Source organism: Okeania sp. SIO2B3 (assembly GCF_010672525.1).
Classification (GTDB): domain Bacteria; phylum Cyanobacteriota; class Cyanobacteriia; order Cyanobacteriales; family Microcoleaceae; genus Okeania.
This window is the reverse complement of the sequence record NZ_JAAHGH010000074.1, coordinates 17,442-39,157: the sequence shown is the minus strand read 5'-3', so window position 1 is coordinate 39,157 and position 21,716 is coordinate 17,442. Positions and strand designations below refer to the sequence as shown.

Sequence of the window (21,716 nt, the reverse complement as noted above, 5' to 3'; positions counted from 1 at the left end):
ATGAGTTTCATGTCTATAACCCCGCTACGATTGCAACAACTGCTAAGACGTCTACCGTGTCTTTCCAAAAGCTGCTGAATTTATCCGAAGACTGGTCAGGCACATAAACAGTATCGCCCGCGCGCAATACCGGAATTTTGTAGGTATCTGGATTACGCATAAATTCGTCTAAATCAAAAGTACGAGCCTCCTCAGCGCAGCAAAGGTGATTGACTACCACGATTTTGTCACTCTTCCCCCTCTTCCCCCTCTTCCCCCTCTTCCCCCTCTTCCCCCTCTTCTCCCTCTTCCCCCTCCTCCCCCTCTCCCCACCCTCCTACAAGGGTTTCAGGAGTTCCTTATAAGGGATAGCTGGGAGGGGCAGGGGTGGGTTGTCTCCTGACTCCTTCTTCGGTTGCTACATTTTGTTGTGCGGAATGTAGGCTTAAACATCACTTTTTCGTAGAGTCATAGCCCATAAGAAGACAATTCATATCAGAAGTATGAAATTTATTTTGATTATCTCTATGTATTGCTGATTTTTGGGAATTTTTGCAATATTTACGATTTGAAATTGAGTCTCTTTAAAAGCATCAACTGTAGTTTGAATTGAAGTCTAATAAAATATTATAAATTATCGCCAAATTTTGCATAAATTATCATCAATGACTAAGTTTTTAATCCCTTTTCAGAGTGATGGGAAATGGGGGTATAAAGATCGAACTGGAAAGGTTGTAATTCCGCCAAAATTAGAAACAGCAAGTGAGTTTTCTTTAGGAGTAGCAAAAGTCAAGATTAATAATCAAATTCAATATATTGACTCTAATGGAAAATTTCTGGATGTTAATCAACCACAATAACCCAAAAATTATCATGATGAAGTAACTGATCGTACTGAAGAATTAATACGCTTTAAAGTCAACGATCTGCATGGTTATAAAAATAGAGAAGGAAAAGAGATAATACCTCCTACTTATGTAGCAGCTTGGCAATTTTCTGAAGGTTTAGCACTTGTAAAACGAGACAAAAAGTGGGGTTATTTAACGAAGTCAGAAGTCAGAAGTCAGAAGTCAGAAGTTATTTTTGTAACGGGGATTTAAGCCCCGCTCCAAAAATATTACGCCTTAAAAGGCGGGGTTGCGCGACCCATATTATTTTGATAAACTATAAGGGAAAAATTGTTATTGATTTTATCTATGATTTTGCCGATAGTTTTAGTCAAGGAATAGCAAGGTTCAACAATGAATAATGAATAATGAATAATGAATAATTACCTCTTCTTTTCAAGGAGAGGATTGACTAATCATGAAAATTTTTCTTTATTATCCCCTTAAAAGGGGAGGCTTTAAACCACAATTTTTCGGTAAGGCTAGAAAAAAATATGGTTATATCAATAATTGTGGAGAGGAAGTTATGCCAATTTGTTATGACGAATTAGGAAGGTTTAATGGAGAACTAGCATTTTTTAAGCAAGGAAAAAAGAGGGGATATATTAATAAAAGGGGAGAAGTAGTTGAAACACCTACTAATCAAGATTTACCAAAGCAAAAACAAGTCAGCCTAAAATGTAAAAATGCCAAAGCAGAGCAAAGTACAATAACAAAAAAACAACTGGAAAATACAAACTATTCACGCAGCAGAAAAACACGCAAAAGAAGTAGCAGCAAAGTCAATAATTAAAATATAGTGCTTCTCGGATTCATGAGTTACACTTGTTTTTCTTCTTTTCTATTTCCTATTCCCAGTTAAAATATTCCCAGTTAAGGTTTTCCCTAAAACCCATAACTTTGTACCTCACAAATATAATAATTGCTATATTAACTAGATAAACTGACCTTTTTACAGCTAAATTAAAATTATGATTTTTTTGATTCAGGAGATGGTATGGCGCTGTGCGCAGGCAACAGGCAACAGGCAACAGGCAACCCACCCCTAACCCCTCCCAGGAGGGGAATAAAAAAACAGATAATATAAGACTTTTAGCTATTTAGCCCCTCCTGCAATTTGTAAATATACCAGCGCTCATTGCTATTTTATACTCCCAGATTTATTTCTGCTTCCTGCCTTATAAATCACATTCCCCATATCAATTTGCCAGATAAAAAAAAATCTTATAAAATCGGTGAATTACCAAATATTTAGACTCTGCAAATCATTATAATAAATCAAGCATAAACACTTAATTTATTCTGGCAATTAGCAATAAATATTCACCTCTCAATACTGACTACTAAGTAGGTGAACATAAATAAATGCAATATTAAAGAGGGCTGGTTTTTAGAACTCATCGCGCTTAATTCAAAGCTTTCGGTTAAACCCACCCCTACAATTTTTTTTAACGTTTAATTAGGGGGTTGCACATTATGGAATGATATTGCCAAAAATTAGTTGATAATTTGACTCGAAAAAACCTAATATTAATCATTCTGGCAATTCTCAAATCCAAAATTATGTTCATCAAAAATGTCAAATCATTCGTCACTGTGCAACGCCTTAATTAGACCTACTTACTTACTGACTACTTATCCTTTATACTACGTTTTGAACTGCGAAATGTAGGTGATAAATATGTTTCAAACAACTCGTCGTCGTTTAGCAATTTGGTACACCACAGTAACAGCTATTTTATTACTAATATTTGTCACAGGATTTTATATCTATTTCCGAAATACTTTGATCGAACGTATCGACGATACTTTACTTCATGTCGTAGAAGTAGTAGAGCGATCGCTAGTCATCGAATCTTTTCCCACTAAAAATAGTAAAAAATTTCGTGTTAACCTCGAAGCTAGCTTTCGAGATAATGCCAATACCGTAGAAGATGACCATATCGACCTTGAATGGTTTAGCTCCACAGGAGAACTAATTTGGTCAACCTTTTCTGCTCCCCTAAATATTCCCATACATTCCAACCGCACTGGAGAAACAGTACGAATAACTCCTCACTTGGAAAAAATTGAAACATTACAACAACCAATAGATAATAATTTACTACTACGACAGATAACAGATAGAGTAGAAGTCGATCGCCAAGTCTTAGGATATTTGCGAGTCAGTCATCCTTGGTTTGAAGTGACAAAACCAATTCGCCAATTAATGCTAGACCTAAGTATCATCACCTGTTTAGTCATAATTTCAGTAGGAGCAATAGGTTGGTTACTTTCTGGGTTAGCAATACAACCAGTACGGGAGTCTTATCAACATCTGAAAAAATTTACTGCTGATGCTTCCCACGAACTTCGCAACCCCATAGCAATGATTCAAACTAATGTACAAGTTGCTTTAGCAGACAGAGAGTTAGCATCATCCGAACATCAACAACAACTACAAGTTATCGAACGTTTGACTCGTCGGTTAGGAAAACTGGTAGATGATTTACTATTTTTGGCACGTCAAGATAGTGGAATAGTGCAGTCGCAGTTTTCATCAGTACCTTTAGATGCTTTATTGATAGAAGTAGTAGAAGAACAACAAGCGATCGCCACTGCCCAAGATATAAATCTAGAATTAAAAATTTCCCTGCCCGATATTATTGAGAAGGTAGATAAAAATCAAGACAAATTTTCAACCATCAAAAATCTTGTATCTGAGGAAGACATTACACTCATAGGAGATTGGGATCAACTAGCCAGGTTATTTACAAATCTAATTAGTAATGCAATTCAACATACCCCATCTGGTGGTCAGATAGTAGTAGAGTTGCAGCATCTTCCTAAAGTCAAAAAAGCAACATTAAGGACTCAGAAAAGGGAACTAGACAATAGCTCTGAAAGTAGTGGAGTAATTTTCAGAGGTTGTCAAAACCTTAAATATAAAAATGACTGCCTTCAAATAACAGTCAAAGATAATGGTATTGGTATTCCAATTGATACATTATCACGATTATTCGATCGCTTTTATCGAGTAGACCCTGCTCGTTCACATCATGGTACAGTTGGGTCAGGTTTAGGGTTAGCGATCGCCCTAGCTATTATAGAAAATCATTATGGCCAAATATCCATAGAGAGTCATCCTCAAGTTGGTACTATGGCCACAGTTACTTTACCGATAAATCAGAGTCAGATCAAATCTGGTTGAATACTTATTATATATTTGGTGAGGAGCAGGGTAGTAGGGGCGAATGGCATTCGCCCCTACTCCCGGGCGAATGGCATTCGCCCGGGAGTAGGGAACCCACCCCTAACCCCTCCCAGGAGGGGAAGAGGGGAGATTGAAGTAATTCTAGAATTGTCAACATATATTATATAACCGGATTCTATATCAGATTAATATATAAGAACGGTTAACTTATCTAGTGTAGTATTATTTAAGGATTTTTTTTGGCAGTGGTGTCATCTGAAAACCCGATCTACATCTAATAGTTCCATACCTTATGAGTTTTGGTCTTATCTGTTTGCGCAGCATGACCTAGGAAACTGTATTGACTGATAACTGATAACTGATAACTGATAACTGAAATGACCTCTGATTCAAATTCTCAGGAGATTATGATTCAATACCTTTCTAAACTTGTTGAAAAAACTCCGATCGTTAGTACCATTTGTAGCAGTTTAATGATGGGACTAATTACAGTTGCTCTAGCTGGAGGGCCTCCACCTGGTACTACTAAGCCACCTACTCAACCTTCAAGAAAAGAACCTGCTGAAGTTGAAGAGAATACTGAACCTCGTCGTCGTCAACCTCCTGCTAGTCAGCCATCTGGCGGTCAAGAAAAACCAGTAGAGTCCGAACCAGAGAGAAGTGAGCCTCGTCGCCGTCAACCCCCTAATGTAGGAAACCCTGGTGGCCAGCAACAAGAGATTAATCAAATACCACCACAATTTCCTGAACCTGCGGGTAGAGTTACGCCTGTGGAAGGTCTCATTACTCTGAGATTGATTAATCAAACGGATGCCGTAATTAGATATCAGGTAATTGGTGGCCGACATAGGACTCTAGGAGAAAGGTCAGTAGTAGAAATATATGAATTGCCAGTCCCATTAACGTTAACCTATCAACGTCCTGATGGAGGGTTATTATTAGTAAGTCCTCGGGGTATTTCTCCTAGAGTATTAGAGGTGAGGTTTAATTCCACAGAAAATTTTGATTTAGATACTAAGTCACTCAATATTACTGGGACAGGAGGAGTATTTTTGAACTAGCGCCGCTATGTGGAAGTTAAAAGTCAAAAGTATTGATTTGTAATTGTTTTAGCCTACCCACACGCACTTCAAGAGCGTATCATTAAAAGTAGTATATAAATCCGTAGCTTGGTAGGTATTTATCATCAGCAAATCATCTCAATTACTTTTTTATTAGATCAAATTCCGAGTAAATAGTTGAGCATAAATACTTACTCGATTGTGTACTCAATCACGGCAGCTATGATTTTCTGATAAAATTCTGTCTGCAGTATTCCCCTCCTGGGAGGGGGAGGGGCGAGGGGTGGGTTGTCTCCTGACTCCTGATTCTATACTATATTTTGTGGTGCGGAATGTGGGTTTTAGGATTTTGGTTCTTTTGAAACTTGGAGAAACTGATTTATACTCGTACTAACCTGTTCCATATCATCATTAAAATAGATGGCTTTAATATCCTCTGGTAAATTATTATCTAGATGATGGTATCCCTGCTGCAACAAAGATTTTATTTCCTGAGATGAAATAGTTTCTCCTTCAGCTTGGAGATATGCTGCAATTCTTGTTTCACTCCAGTGGAAAGTCTCAGACATTAACAGAATCAAACGGAGTAGTGCTTCTAACTGGTCCAATACTTGCCTAACATAGCACCATAAAGGTGGTGGAGCTACCTGTAAAGAATAACGAATTGATTCTACAGGAGGAATTTCTACTTCGTTAAGACTAATGGCTGTAACATTTATTAACCAATTCTGGAGAGTAGTATTTTCATTGCTTGGATCTGCCCCCTCTCGTAAATCTAGGCCACGCAGTTCATAAAATATATGTTGCCAAGTTTGGGCAAATAAATAATCTGCTTGAACGGGGGAGCGCACGGAATGTTGAATTAAAGTTTGGACAATCATACCATAGCGACAAAAAATTGTTACGAAGTATTTTCCTTGGTCTGGATAGTTTTGAAATAAGGTCAATAGTTCCTGGTCACTATGATGGAATAGTGATTTAACTATAGGGTGATTAGATTCAGGAAATGTGTAAGTAGGCTCTGCTTTTAACATAAAGTATAAAAAATTTAGATTATTGAATATTCGGTCTAACCATTATTAATTCTAAGAGGTTGTCTGAGAAGTCCCATTTGCTACATCCAAGCCCCCGCGCATCCCCCAATTTTGGGGGACTAGAGCAAGCAAATTGACTCTTGTCCCCCCCCATTTTGGGGGGCTAGGGGGGCAAAATTCAGTATCAAAAAACTTTTCAGATATTCTCTCAAATAAGGCAATTAAAATGATTAAGCTATTAATAATTTAAGCGTTGGTGACATCTCCCACACTAAGCTGGCGCTATAGTGTGGGCTTCTCGTTTCGCAGCCCCGGTATTCCGTCGGGCACGCGCGTGCTTTAAGGACGGAATGCCCTACCGCCCTATTTTTTATATTTATCGCTGCATTTCCTAGGTCATGCTGCGCAAACAAGTCGCGGTCTATGACAACACCGCAATGCGGGCAAGAATGAGTTCGTATGTTTAATTCTTTAGGAACTTTTTTTCCACAGTTTGAGCAATCTTGGCTGGTATTTTTTGGATTCACTGCTATGGTTTTCTGTCCAGCATTTCCAGCTTTGACAGTCAAAATAGACAGGAATTGTCTCCATCCAGCATCGTTAATTGATTTACTCAAACGGGTTCTTGCTAGCCCTTTAATATTTAAGTTTTCGTGGGCTATAACTTCAGCTTTTGATAACAATTCATTGGCTGTTTTGAAGTGAAAGTCTTTACGTTTATCAGCAACCTTTTTATGTTGTTTGGCAACAGCTTTGGCAGCTTTTAACCACCTTTTACTTCCTTTTTTCTTTCGAGATAAACGTTTCTTTTGAGTCTTTAATCGCTGCTGAGATTTTCGATAGTATTGAGGGATGGGAACAGATTCTCCTTCACTTGTTACTAAGAATTTCTTCAGCCCCATATCGATTCCCAGAGTGTTTTTTAATGTAGGTTCCACATTTTTACAAGTTAAAGCTGGAACTGATTTTTCTTCTAGGGATAAAGTCACATAATAACCATCTGCTTTACGACTAATAGTTACTGTTTTAATTTGAAAACCATCAGGTAACGGCCGATGTTGAATCAACTTGATATTGCCGATTTTGGGCAAGTTTATCTTGTTTTCTTGAATGCAGTCAAGTTTTATTTGAGGATAAGTAAAACTGCGATAACGTCCTTTTCCCTTAAACCTTGGTTTTCCTAATTTCTGTCCATTTTTGTCTGCTTTCAACCATCTATCAAAGGCAAGTTTTACTCGTTTTATGCAATCTTGCAAAACCTGAGAATGAATTAGCTTGTAGGAAGGAAACTTGTCTTTGGTATTGACCAAATCTCGTTTTTGAGAGTAATAATCTGGATGATCTCTTAGTTGAGGAATTGGTATCACCAAGGGGCAAGCGTTAACTGGACAACGGTTTTCTGACCACCATGAGAATCTTTCACTCAAACGATAGTTGTACTGCCGACGCAACAATTCCAACCACATTTCTATTACTGCGGTTTGTTCTTTGTTGGGCCTTAATTTATATTGGTAGGCAGTGCGCATGGTGGAAAATTTCCGGGGTGATAGCAAGATAATAATACAAGTTTTTCAACCAGGGCAAAAGCTTCTGCTGGGATGTTGGCCAGTTGAATAGATATTACAGAAGTTAAAATTCAGGACATAGAAAGGAGTTTTTTTCCTAATTATTTAGAGTGGTAATATAAAATCCCGTTATACAGTATATATTTATAATTCTATCCACACTTAAATATTAAATCAGACCATCTCCGCGTCTCCGCGTCTCCGTTTCCCCGCGTCCTACCGCCACCAACCAATTTTTTCAGCAGACCCTAATATATTCTGTCCATGGCCCTATGTCCTCCCCACTGTTCAACAATTTTATCGTCATATTCATCAGAAATTGCTAAAACTGCTTTTACAGATGCTTCTAATTCTGGTTTATCGCAAGTAGAACCGACTATTGTATGTTCAAATATAATGCTATTATTTTCATCTATACCAAAAGCACCAAACCGCATTTTACTATTTTCTTGCAGTAAAAATTTCATCAAATCTGCTTTTAAATCTACATTTGTCACCACATAGGAGCGAGTATTAATTATTGCCTCATTATCTCCCCAAGCAAAAACAGATACTTCAACTAAGGCAGAACCCATAAATAAAGTAATGCCTGGTAAGTCTTGTCTCACACAGGGAAATTTATCAAATAATTCTCTCATCCAGAGAGATACTTTGTTGTAGCAAACTTCTTGTACATTCGTCTCAAATTTCATTCTTTTTCTCCAAAAGCTTTACGGCGTTGCTGAATTAGTGTATAATGTTAGTTTTAATTACTTAGGAGTCAGGAGTCAACCCACCCCTCGCCCCTCCCCCTCCCAGGAGGGGAAGTCAGGAGTCAGGAGGGAAGAAAGAAAAAAAAGAAAGAGGAGTAGAAGGAGAAAGTTTTTTGTTTGCTGGCGCACAACGCACGTTAATCTGTAAGCAGAACGGAGTTCTATCCCACTCTTACCCGGACATGATATCATATCTCAACTCACCAACGCTAAAAATATAATTATTATACTATCAGGGCTTACGCAAATTGACTTTGAAACCACTATTTGTAGGGGTAAATAGTATTTTTTATCGCTATATGTAGAGTATTTGCGTAAGTCCTGACTATTTTTGAAGTTTGAGATAAAATAGACTATAAGTTGACTATTTTCGTAAGGATATAATTATGAGTGAAATATTAACACCTAATTTAGTAGCCCAAATTCTCACTGTACTTGGATCGGTGGGTTTTTTATTCCTGGCAATTCAAGCACTGCAATTACTAAAACAATAATAGACATCTGGTAAAAATCAAAAATAAAATCAATTATTATCCATAAATTATCAATTATTCCCCTCCCAGGATGGGTTAGGGGTGGGTTCCCTGTTCCCTGTTCCCTGTCCCCTATTTCCTATTCCCTCTTTTGGAGGAGATGTCTAATGAAATTGATATATTGATTTCTCTCGGACGATCGCAGTAATTTTTGCTCAAAAACAATTTGTTTTTAGATTAAAGAGCGATCGCTCTTTAATAGAGTTGTCGCTAAATAGATAGAAAAAATCACTCAAATTAAGACACAGTAATAATTCCAGACGTTTTAATATTAAAACGTCTAAAATCCTTACATGATCAGGGTTTACCAGTTTTTTATAGTTATAAAGCGACAAGTCTAATAATTCTATAATTACTTCAACCTCTCCTACTCCCCCACTCCCCTATTCCCTATAACATTCTAATTTTAAAAAGTGTACCCTCCCAGAAGCTTCACCAACAATAATTTTTACTCCATCTTCTGCCACAGCGCAACATTCCAAAGAACTCTCTCCTGTAAAATGAGCGATCGCCTGTCGCTTTTCTAAGTCCCAAACTTTGAGAGTATGATCGTCAGATGCAGAAATCACTTGCTTACCATTTGGTGTTACTGCAACAGAACTTACCCAGTCACTATGACCGCTCAAACTAAATAGTTCCTCTGCCGTTTCTAAACACCAAACTTTAATAGTCTTGTCAAAAGACCCAGAAATTACTCGCTTACCATCTGGGGTTACTGCCAAAGCTTTTACCCACCCATTATGACCGACTAAAGTAGAAACTTCTTCTCCAGTTTCCAAGCTCCAAACTTTAATAGTCTTGTCAAAAGACCCAGAAATTACTTGCTTACCATCTGGCGTTACTGTCACTGAACTTACCCAGTCAGTATGTCCTATCAGAGTAGCAACCTCCTTTAAAGTTTCTAAACTCCAGACTTTTACAGTTTGGTCAGATAAACAGGCGATCGCTCGTTTACCCTCTGGTGTAACTGCCACAGCAAAAATACATCTAGTATTACCTTCTATACTCAACAATTCCTGTGCTGTTTCCCAACTCCAAACTTTGAGAGTATTATCATCAGAAGCTGAAATAATACGTTTGTCTGGTAATGCTGCTACGGAATTAACTCGATCAGTATGACCTTTAAGAGTACAAACTGATTTTGTTGTGTTTAAATTCCAGATCTTAATTGTGTTATCCCAAGATGCTGATGCTGCTTGTATATCTGGTAGCGCTACTGCTGCATTCACCCTATTAGTATGTCCGATCGGAGGTGGTAATTCTACAGAAGTATCAAGACTCCAAACTTTGAGAGTAAAATCATCAGAACCAGAAATTATACGTCCATCTGGTAAAACTGCAACTGCATATACAGAGTCAGCATGACCTTTGAGAGCAAATAACTCTTCTCCTGTCTGGAGACTCCAAACTTTGAGAGTATTGTCAGAAGCAGCAGAAATAATTCCCTTACTATCTGGAGCTACTGCTACTGCATTTATACCTTTAGCGTGACCTTTGAATGTCAAAGTAGTTTTTTGACTGTGCAAATTCCAAACTTTTATTGTGTTGTCAGAAGAACCGGAAATTACTTGTCCTTCTGGAAGTTTCGCCACAGTTCTCACACCACCCGTATGACCACTCAGTGTTAATAATTCTTCTCCTGTCTGGATATTCCAAATTTTGATAGTGCGATCGGATGAGCCTGAAATAATTTCTCGACCGGATAATACCGCCAACGAATTGACCCAACCTTTATGACCTGTGAGGGTAATTTCTTCTTTTTGTGTTTCAATATTCCAGACTTTAATCGTATTATCTGAAGAACCGGAAACTACTCTACCATCTGGTAATACTGCCACTGCTCTTACTCCTCTTGTATGACCAGTGAGAGTGAGAAATTCTTTAGTTGTTTCTAGGTTCCAAATTTTGATGCTGAAGTCATCTGACCCGGAAACAACCCATTTATCATTTAATAATGCTATAGCTCTAATTCTTGCCTTGTGACCAGTTAAGGTTGCTATTTCTTTCCCTGTTTCCAGGTTCCAAACTTTGAGAGTATTGTCAGCAGAACCAGAAATTATCAATCCGGCTGGGGTGACAGCTACTGCATTTACCCAGCCAGTATGACCGATGAAAGTACGTAGTAGTCTACCTCCAGGAGGTGTGAGACTTGGTGCCATTGGTCTTAACCAGGACGATCTATTCCAAGATTTTGCTTGTTGTAGCATTTCCTGAATTTCTGGTATTTCAAAAGATAGCAGTCGCCCCCACAGTTGTCCTGGTAGTTGCGTTTTATCTTCCACAAGGATATGAGATGATAGTTCAATTGCCCCTTGAATTAATTTTAGAGTTTTAACTTTTTCACTTGAAGTCCATACATTAGAATGCATGGCTTCCTCATAATCATTTAATAGATATTCTACTCCGAATAAATATAGTCTTGATTCGATAAAATCAAAATCTGTGAGTAAGCGATGCAATTGCTCTGTATCAGATTCACTCACGAGAAAACCTGGTAAAGTTTCTAAAAGATAGTATTGATCTTCTAGGGGCATTTGAGCTAAATTTTCTCTAAACTCACCCATTTCAATTTCCTTGTTATACTGATTTAAGCTAATAGGTATTTGTGCAAAATTAATTTAACTCCTTTAAGCAGGGAGTAGGGAATAAAAATATACTTGTGTGCTTGAGCAGCAGATATAAAAATAATTTTGCCCACCTATTTAATATGACCATCAAATATACAATTAATTTAGCTTTAGTACTTATACATTTTATACTTTTATAATATTGGGAATCAGGATTAAGGTAGAACAGCAGTGCTTAGAGTAACGTACAGGAGTCAGGAAGGAACAGAAGAATAAAGTCAAAGACTTGGGTATATTAATTATCCAGATTTGATCTTACAATTGCTTCTTAAGTTTTAAACAAGAATCAAATTAGCCGAATATAAGCAATTTTGTCTCGATATTCGTCCTCAAAAGATGCCCCTGCAATAGCTATTAAATCTTCAATAACCCGACCGAAGTTAGACGTTCCAACTTCCACTTCAATACCTTCGCCACAAAAGCTGGAGGATGACGGTCAAATTCAGCTTGAGCTTTATTCGTATAGTCCAACCAATTTTCTAAATATTGTCCTACCGTTTCGCGATCGCGCAAATATAGCGCTGTGCGCAGGCAACAGGCAACAGGCAACAGGCAACAGGAGGAATAAAAAACCGATATTGTAAGACTTTTAGCTATTGGACAGTTCTTGTAATTTGTAAATATGCCAGTGCACATTGCTATAAGACAAAATTGTTGCATAAACTTGTTCCAAGCTAACAGTATGAAATAGTTCGGCAATTTCTTCTGCCGTCCTACTGTCAACAACGTATTCGTAAAGAATATGCTCGATACCGATCCGTTCTCCAAATTATCTGCTCCTAGCATCCCCTAGCAATTCAACCTGAAAGTCGTCGAAAACATATACAAAGATTTTTAATCTTAAAAAAATTAAGTTTACCTATATTTCGGTTCCCTTTGGTCAAGATTATGATAGATAAACTGCTTTGATCACCATCAGAATTAGTTTTGGTTTTAGACAGAACCCAGTGGCAAAATATCAATATATTAATGATAAGTGTAGTGTGTAAAAAAAGAGCATTACCTATATACTGGAAGATTTTAAGTCATAAAGGTGCAAGTAATCTCACAGAAAAACAAGCAGTAATTCGCCCTATGTTAATATTGTTGAAGAAATATCAACGAATTTTAGTAGGAGATAGAGAGTTTTGCGCTCCGCAAAGCTCCGCTAACATAATATTCATTGATCATATTGGTTGAAAAATTATCGTCAAAAACATCTATATTTTGCATTTAGACAAAGAAAAACAACTCAAATCAAGGGTGGTACTAAGTATTATCAAGTACAACAATTAAAAGTAAATGTCGGCTCAAAAAAATTATTATTAAATCAAAAAATAACTCAAATCAAGCAAGTTTGCCTCCGAAATTTATTGATATATAAAAAGCGCCAAAGAAACCAGAAAAATATATTAGAAACCTGGTACATTATTAGTAATTTATCTTCCGATACAGAAAATTAATAAAGTATATAGTCAAAGAATGGGAATTGAGGCCATGTTCAAAGATTGTCAAAGTGGAGGTTACAATCTTGAAGGTGCAAAAGCAAATGAAACTAGATTAAATAATTTAATTTTACTGATAGCTATTTCTTACACAATTAGTTAATTTAAAGGGGAAAAATCAAAAATAAAGGGATTAAAAAATATATATAAAGAAGGAATGAAAGAGGCAGGATAGAGAGAATAAACAGTAGCTTTTGGCTTGGATTATCTGGCATTTCTTGGACATTATCTGATGATTTCATCCAAGAATGGGTAGAAAACTTAATGAGGTGAAATCCTCATAAATCACCCTATTATCGAAAAGGAATTAAAGCGATGTTAAAGATTAATACGCTGTACAATATTTGATTTTTTATGATTAATTAAAATTAATAAGAGTGACTTTTTTTCTAATATTGTTGGCGATTTTACTTGAACTGTTATTCAATACGGATGGGGGGTGTGGTGCGCTACAGAGTAACGCAAAGCTCCGCGAACGCACCACACCCCCCATCTATTCTCAAGCCAGCGTTCCCTTGATGTTGAAGTATTCTTCAGTTTCAAAACGCAAAATTTTCTCTAAATATAGCTTTCAACTAGCTTGTCACCCCGTGAGCCGTTCCACAATTCACCATCCGGTGATTTTCACAGAGCACTATAATTTCCTTCCAGTAATACTGTAACATTATTGCGGAACCACTCAATGGCCGCAACTGTCATAGTCAAAGCAGCTTTGCGTAATTCATAACTCTCAGCGTAAAACTTATCATTGAGTGGCGGAGCGACAAGTTTCTGATTCTGTGGCGAATGACGATCGCTCTCAGAAGATTTCAAGTTCTCTGGATATTTGTATTGAGTTTTCATTTAAAAAATCAGGTAAGGATTTAGAATTTCGCTAATTTTGTCTTTCTAGTCAGTCAGCAGTTGTGCAGAGGCAACAGCTCCGGAAGGCAACAGGGGGAGCGTTGGTAAAGCGCGGGTATGATATTAATCTTAATTATTTAGGAGTTAGGAGGGAAGAAAGAAGAAGAAAGAGTAGCAGAAATAGAAAGTTTTTTGTTCGTGCTCTTATCCGGACATAATATCATACCTCAAATCACCAACGCCACAGGGGGAATAAAAAGCAATATAAGATTTTAGCTATTGGACACCTCCTGTATATTTGTACATAAGCCAGCGCAGATTGCTATATCATTGAAAATTGGTTTTTCCAACCCGCAGAAAGGTTCCATGGAACGTCTTTACATTCTAGACAATTTAGCGGACTGATACAAAAAAATAGTGGAGCAGACAAAGTTACCTACCCCACTATAACTAAATTAATTTAGTGATGAATTTAGTATCTTCTTTGATTAGGCTTGTGTACGATGAAGCTCAATACTTGACACTGCTTCACGTTATCAAAACCCATCACGCGAATAAAGCAATCAGGATTTTCAGAACGGCAAGCATCGATCTCACTTAAAACTTCTTGAACTGTTTTAGCATGGAATAGAGGTAACTTCCACAAAGTCCAGTAGTGCATTTCTGGTGCAGAAGACTCACTAAATTCTACACCAGCGATGAAACCCTGATCCAAAATGTACTCAAGTTGCTGACTAATTTGTTGAGCACTCAGAGGAGGCAAATAGGAAAGGGTTTCGTAACGACGCTCTTTTGGTAATGTTCTCATTGATTTTTTTACTGTTGAATAAATGTGCAAGGAAGCTGAATTTTAAATCAATCAAGATTTTATATCTCAGCCCCCCGGTCTCTCCGTGGAGGAATTTTTAACCGCAAATTTTCGTGGCTAATCTGTTTGTTGCTCTGGATCTAAACTAGGGTCTGCTATTTCCAGTTGCGTTATCTTTTCCAGATACCGACGGCGATGTTCCATATTATCTTTTTGAATGCCACTGCGAAGCATCTCTGGTAAATACTCAGCTACTTCCTCTGCTAAATGCTCTCGAACGGTCATCACTCTAAATGCTAATTCTTTATTTTCTTGGAACAACTCTTGTAGATAAGCTTCTCCATCTTGAATTTTGCCTGTTGAGGAAAAACCACTTAACCAAATTGCTAAGGGAGGGTTTGTCTCTCGTAACTGAGCAGTTACAGTCCGCACAGCTTGATAGGTCAGGTAGCTCGTCAGTACCTTTGCAGTATCTTTCGCAACTTTTTTAATATCCATTTTTGACCCCAGCCTGAATATTGTTGTTAGACTTTAGATTTTAGATTGAGGATCGATCAAATCCTTAGCTGACAAGTGTGACATATCTATTTCATAATTGCCATCTAAAATCTAAAATCTCACATCTCAAAAACAGACTTAGAGGGTATCCATTGCCTCGAACTCGAACTTGATTTCTTTCCATAGTTCGCAAGCAACGGCCAAGTCAGGAGACCACTTAGCAGCTTCACGAATTACATCGCCACCTTCTTTGAATAGGTTACGACCTTCGTTACGAGCTTGGATACAAGCTTCTAGAGCTACACGGTTAGCAGTTGCACCAGGAGCATTACCCCAAGGGTGGCCCAAAGTACCACCACCGAATTGTAAGCAAGAATCATCACCAAAGATTTCAACCAGAGCTGGCATATGCCAAACGTGGATACCACCAGAAGCAACTGGCATTACACCAGGCATGGATGCCCAATCTTGAGTGAAGTAAATACCACGTTCGCGGTCTTGCTCGATGTGGTCTTCACGCATTAGGTCAACAAAGCCCATAGTGATACCTTTTTCACCTTCGAGCTTACCAACAACAGTACCAGAGTGTAGGTGGTCTCCACCAGACATTCTCAAGCACTTAGCCAACACGCGGAAGTGAATACCGTGAGCTTTCTGACGGTCAATTACAGCGTGCATTGCACGGTGGATGTGTAATAACACACCGTTACGACGACACCACTTGGCCAAAGTTGTATTTGCAGTAAATCCACCAGTTAGGTAGTCGTGCATGATGATTGGAGTGCCAATTTCCTTAGCAAACTCAGCACGCTCCATCATTTGTTCAACGGTGGGGGCAGTTACGTTGAGGTAGTGGCCCTTAATTTCACCAGTTTCAGCTTGGGCCTTTTCAATAGCTTCTTGTACAAACAGGAAGCGATCGCGCCAACGCATGAAAGGCTGAGAGTTAATATTTTCGTCATCCTTTGTGAAGTCTAAACCACCGCGCAAGCATTCATAAACTGCTCTACCGTAGTTCTTAGCAGATAGACCCAACTTAGGCTTAATAGTACAACCTAATAGAGGACGACCATACTTATTTAATTTGTCACGTTCTACAGTAATACCGTGAGGAGGACCTTCAAAAGTCTTGAGATAAGCTACTGGAATCCGCATATCTTCCAGACGTAGCGCTCGTAATGCTTTGAAACCAAATACGTTACCTACAATAGAGGTCAACATATTAGTTACAGAACCTTCCTCAAATAAATCTAGAGGATAGGCCACATAGCAAATGTATTGATTATCTTCACCAGGAACTGATTCAATATCATAGCAACGACCTTTGTAGCGATCGAGGTCAGTCAACAAGTCAGTCCATACTGTTGTCCAAGTACCAGTAGAAGATTCAGCAGCTACCGCAGCACCAGCTTCTTCTGGAGGAACTCCAGGCTGAGGAGTCATACGGAAGGCTGCCAGAACATCTGTATCTTTTGGTATGTAATCAGGGGTGTAATAAGTTAGTTTATAGTCTTTTACTCCAGCCTGATACCCAGACTTAGACTGAGTTTGTGTTTTAGCGTAACTCATATATTCTTTCCTAAGAATCTATTCACTTCTTTCTGCTATACAGCATACTATTTTAGATAATATCAAGAATTAGAACTTTTCTACTTTAAAGATTATTTTTTTATTAATAACTTTTTTTAATCTATTTGTTACATTTGTTAATTTTCAAATAATAGTCATTGCCAATAAATCAAGTGAATAATTGCTCATTGACAAAAAAACACAGATATGCAACATAAAAATAATCTTAATTATCCAAGATTAAATATTGAACAAGTACAGGGGATCGTTATTTCAGTTATCAGTTATCAGTTATCAGTTATCAGTAAACAAATGATAGATTCACCAAAAGTGTAAGATTATAGTAGCTAACTGATCGGGAAAATTTGACTCTAATTTTATGTAGTAATTATTAGTAGTATCAAAATAATATAATTACTTTTTCTAGAAAAAATAAGTATTTAATACCAGAAAAAATCGGTAAATTAATTTTTCAACAGCGCTAATTATTCAGCACCTTTCTATCGATAACTACTACCATGATCGAAGTTAAGCAATCTACATTTAACTTGCATTTTTGTCCGCAAAATAAAAATAGTTAGACCTAGTTACAACTGATAACTGATAACTGATAACTGATAACTGAAATGACCTGTTACCTGTTGCCTGCTATATATGTGTGAAAATGTAAAAATATAAATAATTTTCCCATTGTCCTCAATCTATACCTAACTCGTAGATGACTGTACATCAGTCTGTTTTATCAAAAGTCCACTGTATCAACCCCCATTGTCTAAGTCCAATCCAGGCATGGGGAAATAACTTTTGTCAAAGTTGTGGAACCCCACTTCTACTTAACGATCGCTATATTCCCCTGCGAAAATTAAGCGCTGGTGGATTTGCGAAAATCTACATTATTTGGGACCAAAAAACTCAAACCGAACGTATTCTGAAAGTATTATTGGAAAGCTCTCCCAAAGCACTCGAACTATTCGACCAAGAAGCGTGGATACTTGCCAGTATGCGTCATTCAGGTATTCCTAGAGTCGAAACAGGAGACTATTTTCATCTACGCAAGCGAAATCGTCAGCCAGCAGTGGGCCACTCTAGTCAATGGTTTCTCCCATGCCTGGTCATGGAAAAAATTGATGGTTGTACCCTAGAAGAAATTCTGGAACAATATCCCCAAGGATGTCCAGATTTCTATGTAATCAATTGGCTTTCCCAAGCTGTAGAAATTTTATGGGAATTACACCGCCGGAAAATTATTCACAGGGACATCAAACCTTCTAATTTAATGTTGCGGGAAATCCAACCTTCAACTTTGACAAAATCTTCTTTATCCTATTCTTTTCATCATCAACGAAAAAAAAGAGGTCAACTGGTCATAATTGACTTCGGTGGGGTGAAACAAATTAGTGATTATAGAATCCAACCTAGAGAAACTGTAGCAAAACGCAGCACAACTAGATTAGTATCTCCTGGATATAGCCCTCCAGAACAAATTAATGGAAGTGAAATAGGCCCATTTACAGATTTTTATGCTTTGGGCCGTACTTGCATTCATTTACTAACTGGTCAATATCCAGCAGAATTGGAAGATCCTCTAACAGGTAAGCTAAAGTGGCGTCAACTTAAGCCAGTTCATCCAGCTTTGGCTAACTTACTTGATGATATGGTGAGCTTAGATGCGGCCCAACGACCAGCAACAGCAGCAGAAGTGCAAGTCCGTTTAGCTAAAATTTATCGACGGCAAAAGAGGTCTCTGAGAATATATTCCTTAGCTACATTAGCTACAACTGTTAAAAATTTATTAATAGCTCAGTTGAAAAATCTCAGTGAGAATATTAATAGGTTATTTTTTACCCTATCTAAAATTTTTCATCAAATAGTTTCAGCTTGTGTAGATACAATTTGGGAAATGGTATTGGGGGCAGTTGGGGGGAGCATTGGGGCAACATTCGGATTAATTTTTGCTTATTGGTCAGGAATAGGCGATCGCCTCGCTAGTATATTTACGAATCTGATTTTTCTTGTGTGGGATGTTCCCCTAAATATTGGTCCGGAAATACTTGTCTTTGGTTTAGCTGGTTTGGGAACGGGAGTTGGTTTAACGGATGTGGGAGGTTTAGGTCAACGTCGTCGTTATGGGTTGGCTGCATTTCTGGGAATTATTGGTTACATTTTGGGTGGGTTATGTTGGCAATTTTCTCAAGTTGGCAGTAGTGTCTATACGACAAAAGAAGATTTAATTATCCTAGAAATTATGGGTAAATTATCTGTGGGGGTAGCTACTGGTGTTATTACTCTAGGACTTGGTTTAAGAAAGCATAATTTTATTTATGCTTTGATAGTTGCTAGTTTGACGGCGATAGTTTTTTTTGGTTTGGAGCAATTAAATAATTTTCCAGATTTATTTTTACAGTTTAGTGTTGTTAATCAAAATCAACCTGATTTACAGGAATTTTTTGCAAGTATAACTTTTTTCAGTTTGTTAGGTTGCATTGGTGGTTTTTGTTTGGGTGTGAGTCATTATGTGATCGTTCCTATTTTACGGTGGTTAGGTTTAAGATAAGTAGAGCTTGCGTGTTAATACTGGCTTAAAAGATACTCAATTAACCTTGATGAAGCACGAAAGGTAGTTCCTTTAAGAGCAGCAATAGTTTTGGGAAAATCTACTAAATTTTGTTGGGCAGCTCGATCCAAAACACCAAGTAATCCAGTTACCCTCAATCCTTTATTGCGGGCAACCTTTCTGCCTAAAGTCTCATCAATGAGAATTAAATTTGCTCTTTCCTGAAGTGCTAAAATAATAGCTGCTTTTTCTCCTGCATCAAGCGACTCTAAATCCTTGTCCACAGGAACAGTCACGTCTTGAATTATTAACCATTGGGGAGGTTTTTCAATCCAATTTTTGACAGCAATAGGCGATCGCTCGTCTGATAATTCTTGTTGAACTATTCGAGGAATTAGAACTTGACCGTAAAGTTGAGGCAGCAGTTTAATTTCACCAATAAGTAGTAAATAACAAATTGGCGAGGTATCTGACACAACAATCATAACCTCTTTAATTTCCCTTCTTTTTCTAGTTGTTCGTGGGTTTGGCGATCGGCAATAAAATCTTCTTCATCGTAATCTAAATCGACTCCTTTAGCTTTCAGAAATTTATCAGCTTCTAAAATAGTAGAGAAACCTAATAGTTCTCGTAATTTACCACTACTAATAGAACCTTCGCGATAAGCTTCTACTACAATTATTTCCATTAATTTACGTTCTAAATTGCCCCATTTTTCCTTTAAAGAAAATGCTAGTTCGTCTGGCAACACAATCTGAATTTGCTGCATGAGTACCTCCTTTAGTTATTAACTAATTATACCATTTATAGATTCTTTTCAAACTATTCTATCAGACCATAAAAAAGCGATCGCTCATAAAATATGGTTTGTTTGGGAACGAGCGATCGCTATTGTTTAAGAGTTGGGAGATGAGGGAGCGATCGCCTTTCGTTAACCAATACGTTATCGTGTGGAATTTTCAAGGTATTTCGTAAAATTAAAAGTTTTGGTATTCCCTAGAAACTTGTTCCCACAGTATGTTGTTACATCTACCTTGTAACTTCCAGGACGGAAATACTTGTTGGGAATATAGAGAGTCAAATTATTGTCTTTACTATCTTCGTACCTAGGGCGAAAATCCTTGCTGCTTGATAATTGACCATCTCTTGTTCGATAGCCCAGGATATTGCTTCTTACCTTTATGCCATTTTTATAGTAGAAGTAAGCAATGGCTGTGCAACTATAGTTTTTGATGTTGGCAGTGTCAAAGTCAAGAACCATTTTTATGTTTTTCCCTGATGAACTGCTGACATTATGGTAAATGTCTAGATCTGTTATATTTACTCTTGGCTGACTTTCCGATCCATTAAAAGCATTCAAGGCTATTCCTCCCAAGATTGCCCATCCGATTACCCAAGACCAAAAATTTGATTTTTTCCCTGCTCTTTCAATGTCTGATAGCGCTTTACGGTAGTTCTGCTCGCTCGGATTTCTACGAACGCTTTCTGTTCCCTCTTGCAGCGCTCTCATAATATTGTTTATTCTCTGCCGATCACCCATTTTATCATCTCCATGGCATTTGTTTATCTAAAAGTTTTCTTTACAACACTCATGCAATACTTGAATGGCTTTGGTAGCTAAACGCCGATCGTAAAGATGGGGGTTTTTTTGAATGTGATTAATTGCCTCAGAATAAACAGTCAAAGCATTCATTACCCGCCTTACTCTAAATTGATAGTAAATACGGAAAACTTCATAGCCAATTGTAATTGGTAAGAAGCCACTCCGTGTAGAAGGGGTTAAACTAGCTGAATCAGAAATTGCCTGTACAATTGCTGATGTAACTAATAGCGGACGTTCGCTAGAAGACAATGAATTTGGCTCGTCAATAGTTAATTCTGCCCCATTTCCCAAGTCAATAGTTCTTGTTCCCATACTTTTGCTGATTATATTTTATAAGTTTCTAAAGTCTCCAGTCAATTTATTAATAGCCAAATCGGCTAAATCTGGATCTAACATTCCTCTTTCTTTTTTATACTTAATCCAGGTAATTGCTTCGTTATAAACCTGCAATGCTGTGATAACACGCATAACTTTAATTGAATATTTCAGCTCGTAATATTTTCTACCAATTTTTAATGTAGCCTTGCAGATGCCACCCAGAATTCCCGCACCAATATCGAAACCTAGGGGAATTCCATGCTCAACTATTGCTAAAGCTGCCTGTGATACCTGAGATGGTGTCATTGCTGCCTCTGGCAATCCTTCGATCATAACTTCAATATTTTCCCCTATTTGTTCGGTGGTAACTGTCATTGTCTAAAATCCTCCATTCAAAAAGTGTTTTAA

The 21,716-nt window shown here is 37.6% G+C and carries 23 protein-coding genes; 9 read left to right on the top strand and 14 right to left on the bottom strand.

What is annotated here, in order from left to right; translation table 11 throughout:
• The first annotated feature begins 644 nt into the window (after nucleotides 1–644).
• The 6 genes from F6K15_RS28440 (at nucleotide 645) to F6K15_RS28425 (ending at nucleotide 5,120) form a co-directional block, all read left to right on the top strand.
• A complete protein-coding gene (locus tag F6K15_RS28440) occupies nucleotides 645–839 on the top strand; it encodes a WG repeat-containing protein (RefSeq protein ID WP_293067571.1) in 195 nt (64 codons plus the stop codon).
• 45 nt (nucleotides 840–884) lie between these two features.
• On the top strand, nucleotides 885–1,079 hold the full coding sequence (locus tag F6K15_RS38685) for a WG repeat-containing protein (protein ID WP_363268899.1): 195 nt from the start codon (nucleotides 885–887) through the stop codon (nucleotides 1,077–1,079).
• Nucleotides 1,010–1,228 (top strand): WG repeat-containing protein, encoded by a 219-nt coding sequence (locus tag F6K15_RS38680; RefSeq protein WP_363268897.1) that lies wholly within the window; start codon nucleotides 1,010–1,012, stop codon nucleotides 1,226–1,228. The genes F6K15_RS38685 and F6K15_RS38680 overlap by 70 nt, the downstream gene beginning before the upstream one ends.
• Nucleotides 1,229–1,284: 56 nt before the next feature.
• Nucleotides 1,285–1,659 carry a WG repeat-containing protein gene (locus F6K15_RS28435; protein WP_293067569.1) on the top strand — a complete coding sequence of 125 codons (375 nt, stop codon included), beginning with the start codon at nucleotides 1,285–1,287 and terminating at the stop codon, nucleotides 1,657–1,659.
• Between the two features lie 888 nt (nucleotides 1,660–2,547).
• Complete coding sequence (locus tag F6K15_RS28430) at nucleotides 2,548–4,056, top strand: cell wall metabolism sensor histidine kinase WalK (RefSeq protein WP_293067566.1); 1,509 nt, start codon at nucleotides 2,548–2,550, stop codon at nucleotides 4,054–4,056.
• A 380-nt stretch (nucleotides 4,057–4,436) separates the two neighbouring features.
• Nucleotides 4,437–5,120: a hypothetical protein gene (locus F6K15_RS28425; RefSeq protein WP_293067563.1), complete on the top strand. Its 684-nt coding sequence runs from the start codon at nucleotides 4,437–4,439 to the stop codon at nucleotides 5,118–5,120.
• Between the two features lie 341 nt (nucleotides 5,121–5,461).
• Here F6K15_RS28425 and F6K15_RS28420 read toward each other — a convergent pair whose 3' ends face one another.
• The 5 genes from F6K15_RS28420 to F6K15_RS28400 form a co-directional block, all read right to left on the bottom strand.
• A complete protein-coding gene (locus tag F6K15_RS28420) occupies nucleotides 5,462–6,154 on the bottom strand; it encodes a sigma-70 family RNA polymerase sigma factor (RefSeq protein WP_293067560.1) in 693 nt (230 codons plus the stop codon).
• A gap of 230 nt (nucleotides 6,155–6,384) precedes the next feature.
• Nucleotides 6,385–7,680 carry a transposase gene (locus F6K15_RS28415; protein WP_293067557.1) on the bottom strand — a complete coding sequence of 432 codons (1,296 nt, stop codon included), beginning with the start codon at nucleotides 7,678–7,680 and terminating at the stop codon, nucleotides 6,385–6,387.
• Between the two features lie 287 nt (nucleotides 7,681–7,967).
• Entirely contained in the window at nucleotides 7,968–8,411 is a 444-nt protein-coding gene (locus F6K15_RS28410; RefSeq protein ID WP_293067554.1) for a YbjN domain-containing protein, read from the bottom strand.
• Between the two features lie 976 nt (nucleotides 8,412–9,387).
• Nucleotides 9,388–11,568, bottom strand: coding sequence for a hypothetical protein (locus F6K15_RS28405; RefSeq protein WP_293067551.1), 2,181 nt, complete (start codon nucleotides 11,566–11,568; stop codon nucleotides 9,388–9,390).
• Nucleotides 11,569–11,985: 417 nt separating this feature from the next.
• A complete protein-coding gene (locus F6K15_RS28400) occupies nucleotides 11,986–12,144 on the bottom strand; it encodes a hypothetical protein (protein ID WP_293067549.1) in 159 nt (52 codons plus the stop codon).
• 468 nt (nucleotides 12,145–12,612) lie between these two features.
• Here F6K15_RS28400 and F6K15_RS28395 point away from each other — a divergent pair, with 468 nt between their 5' ends.
• Nucleotides 12,613–12,810, top strand: a complete 198-nt coding sequence (locus F6K15_RS28395) for a hypothetical protein (RefSeq protein ID WP_293067546.1) — start codon at nucleotides 12,613–12,615, stop codon at nucleotides 12,808–12,810.
• Complete coding sequence (locus F6K15_RS28390; RefSeq protein WP_293065317.1) at nucleotides 12,807–13,073, top strand: hypothetical protein; 267 nt, start codon at nucleotides 12,807–12,809, stop codon at nucleotides 13,071–13,073. Before F6K15_RS28395 ends, F6K15_RS28390 begins: the two co-directional genes overlap by 4 nt.
• A gap of 666 nt (nucleotides 13,074–13,739) precedes the next feature.
• Here the strand turns inward: F6K15_RS28390 and F6K15_RS28385 are convergent.
• From F6K15_RS28385 to F6K15_RS28370, 4 genes are all read right to left on the bottom strand, one after another.
• Nucleotides 13,740–13,958, bottom strand: a complete 219-nt coding sequence (locus F6K15_RS28385) for a hypothetical protein (RefSeq protein WP_293067544.1) — start codon at nucleotides 13,956–13,958, stop codon at nucleotides 13,740–13,742.
• Between the two features lie 472 nt (nucleotides 13,959–14,430).
• Complete coding sequence (locus F6K15_RS28380) at nucleotides 14,431–14,766, bottom strand: ribulose bisphosphate carboxylase small subunit (RefSeq protein WP_293067541.1); 336 nt, start codon at nucleotides 14,764–14,766, stop codon at nucleotides 14,431–14,433.
• Nucleotides 14,767–14,883: 117 nt separating this feature from the next.
• Nucleotides 14,884–15,264: a chaperonin family protein RbcX gene (locus F6K15_RS28375; protein ID WP_293067539.1), complete on the bottom strand. Its 381-nt coding sequence runs from the start codon at nucleotides 15,262–15,264 to the stop codon at nucleotides 14,884–14,886.
• A 138-nt stretch (nucleotides 15,265–15,402) separates the two neighbouring features.
• The gene (locus F6K15_RS28370; protein WP_124145527.1) at nucleotides 15,403–16,833 is read right to left on the bottom strand and encodes a form I ribulose bisphosphate carboxylase large subunit; all 1,431 of its coding nucleotides are present in this window, start codon (nucleotides 16,831–16,833) and stop codon (nucleotides 15,403–15,405) included.
• Nucleotides 16,834–17,551: 718 nt separating this feature from the next.
• On the opposite strand from F6K15_RS28370, the gene F6K15_RS28365 reads away from it, so the two are divergent.
• Nucleotides 17,552–19,387: a serine/threonine-protein kinase gene (locus F6K15_RS28365; protein ID WP_293067534.1), complete on the top strand. Its 1,836-nt coding sequence runs from the start codon at nucleotides 17,552–17,554 to the stop codon at nucleotides 19,385–19,387.
• Between the two features lie 14 nt (nucleotides 19,388–19,401).
• Here F6K15_RS28365 and F6K15_RS28360 read toward each other — a convergent pair whose 3' ends face one another.
• The 5 genes from F6K15_RS28360 to F6K15_RS28340 form a co-directional block, all read right to left on the bottom strand.
• Nucleotides 19,402–19,872, bottom strand: coding sequence for a DUF3368 domain-containing protein (locus F6K15_RS28360; RefSeq protein WP_293067531.1), 471 nt, complete (start codon nucleotides 19,870–19,872; stop codon nucleotides 19,402–19,404).
• Entirely contained in the window at nucleotides 19,869–20,156 is a 288-nt protein-coding gene (locus tag F6K15_RS28355; RefSeq protein WP_293067529.1) for a UPF0175 family protein, read from the bottom strand. Before F6K15_RS28355 ends, F6K15_RS28360 begins: the two co-directional genes overlap by 4 nt.
• Nucleotides 20,157–20,330: 174 nt before the next feature.
• The gene (locus F6K15_RS28350; protein WP_293067527.1) at nucleotides 20,331–20,927 is read right to left on the bottom strand and encodes a hypothetical protein; all 597 of its coding nucleotides are present in this window, start codon (nucleotides 20,925–20,927) and stop codon (nucleotides 20,331–20,333) included.
• 27 nt (nucleotides 20,928–20,954) lie between these two features.
• Nucleotides 20,955–21,302, bottom strand: a complete 348-nt coding sequence (locus F6K15_RS28345) for a hypothetical protein (RefSeq protein ID WP_293067524.1) — start codon at nucleotides 21,300–21,302, stop codon at nucleotides 20,955–20,957.
• Between the two features lie 18 nt (nucleotides 21,303–21,320).
• Entirely contained in the window at nucleotides 21,321–21,683 is a 363-nt protein-coding gene (locus F6K15_RS28340) for a hypothetical protein (protein WP_293067521.1), read from the bottom strand.
• Nucleotides 21,684–21,716: the final 33 nt, after the last annotated feature.

Bases quoted from the DNA above. Each gene is read 5' to 3' on its own strand.
- F6K15_RS28345 (WP_293067524.1), bottom strand. From the start codon at position 21,302: ATGGGAACAAGAACTATTGACTTGGGAAATGGGGCAGAATTAACTATT.
- F6K15_RS28405 (WP_293067551.1), bottom strand. From the start codon at position 11,568: ATGGGTGAGTTTAGAGAAAATTTAGCTCAAATGCCCCTAGAAGATCAA.
- F6K15_RS28370 (WP_124145527.1), bottom strand. From the start codon at position 16,833: ATGAGTTACGCTAAAACACAAACTCAGTCTAAGTCTGGGTATCAGGCT.
- F6K15_RS28385 (WP_293067544.1), bottom strand. From the start codon at position 13,958: ATGAAAACTCAATACAAATATCCAGAGAACTTGAAATCTTCTGAGAGC.
- F6K15_RS28365 (WP_293067534.1), top strand. From the start codon at position 17,552: ATGACTGTACATCAGTCTGTTTTATCAAAAGTCCACTGTATCAACCCC.
- F6K15_RS28350 (WP_293067527.1), bottom strand. From the start codon at position 20,927: ATGGGTGATCGGCAGAGAATAAACAATATTATGAGAGCGCTGCAAGAG.
- F6K15_RS28430 (WP_293067566.1), top strand. From the start codon at position 2,548: ATGTTTCAAACAACTCGTCGTCGTTTAGCAATTTGGTACACCACAGTA.
- F6K15_RS28440 (WP_293067571.1), top strand. From the start codon at position 645: ATGACTAAGTTTTTAATCCCTTTTCAGAGTGATGGGAAATGGGGGTAT.
- F6K15_RS28420 (WP_293067560.1), bottom strand. From the start codon at position 6,154: ATGTTAAAAGCAGAGCCTACTTACACATTTCCTGAATCTAATCACCCT.
- F6K15_RS28410 (WP_293067554.1), bottom strand. From the start codon at position 8,411: ATGAAATTTGAGACGAATGTACAAGAAGTTTGCTACAACAAAGTATCT.
- F6K15_RS28355 (WP_293067529.1), bottom strand. From the start codon at position 20,156: ATGCAGCAAATTCAGATTGTGTTGCCAGACGAACTAGCATTTTCTTTA.
- F6K15_RS28435 (WP_293067569.1), top strand. From the start codon at position 1,285: ATGAAAATTTTTCTTTATTATCCCCTTAAAAGGGGAGGCTTTAAACCA.
- F6K15_RS28375 (WP_293067539.1), bottom strand. From the start codon at position 15,264: ATGGATATTAAAAAAGTTGCGAAAGATACTGCAAAGGTACTGACGAGC.
- F6K15_RS28340 (WP_293067521.1), bottom strand. From the start codon at position 21,683: ATGACAGTTACCACCGAACAAATAGGGGAAAATATTGAAGTTATGATC.
- F6K15_RS28380 (WP_293067541.1), bottom strand. From the start codon at position 14,766: ATGAGAACATTACCAAAAGAGCGTCGTTACGAAACCCTTTCCTATTTG.
- F6K15_RS28360 (WP_293067531.1), bottom strand. From the start codon at position 19,872: ATGATTGTTGTGTCAGATACCTCGCCAATTTGTTATTTACTACTTATT.
- F6K15_RS28425 (WP_293067563.1), top strand. From the start codon at position 4,437: ATGACCTCTGATTCAAATTCTCAGGAGATTATGATTCAATACCTTTCT.
- F6K15_RS28415 (WP_293067557.1), bottom strand. From the start codon at position 7,680: ATGCGCACTGCCTACCAATATAAATTAAGGCCCAACAAAGAACAAACC.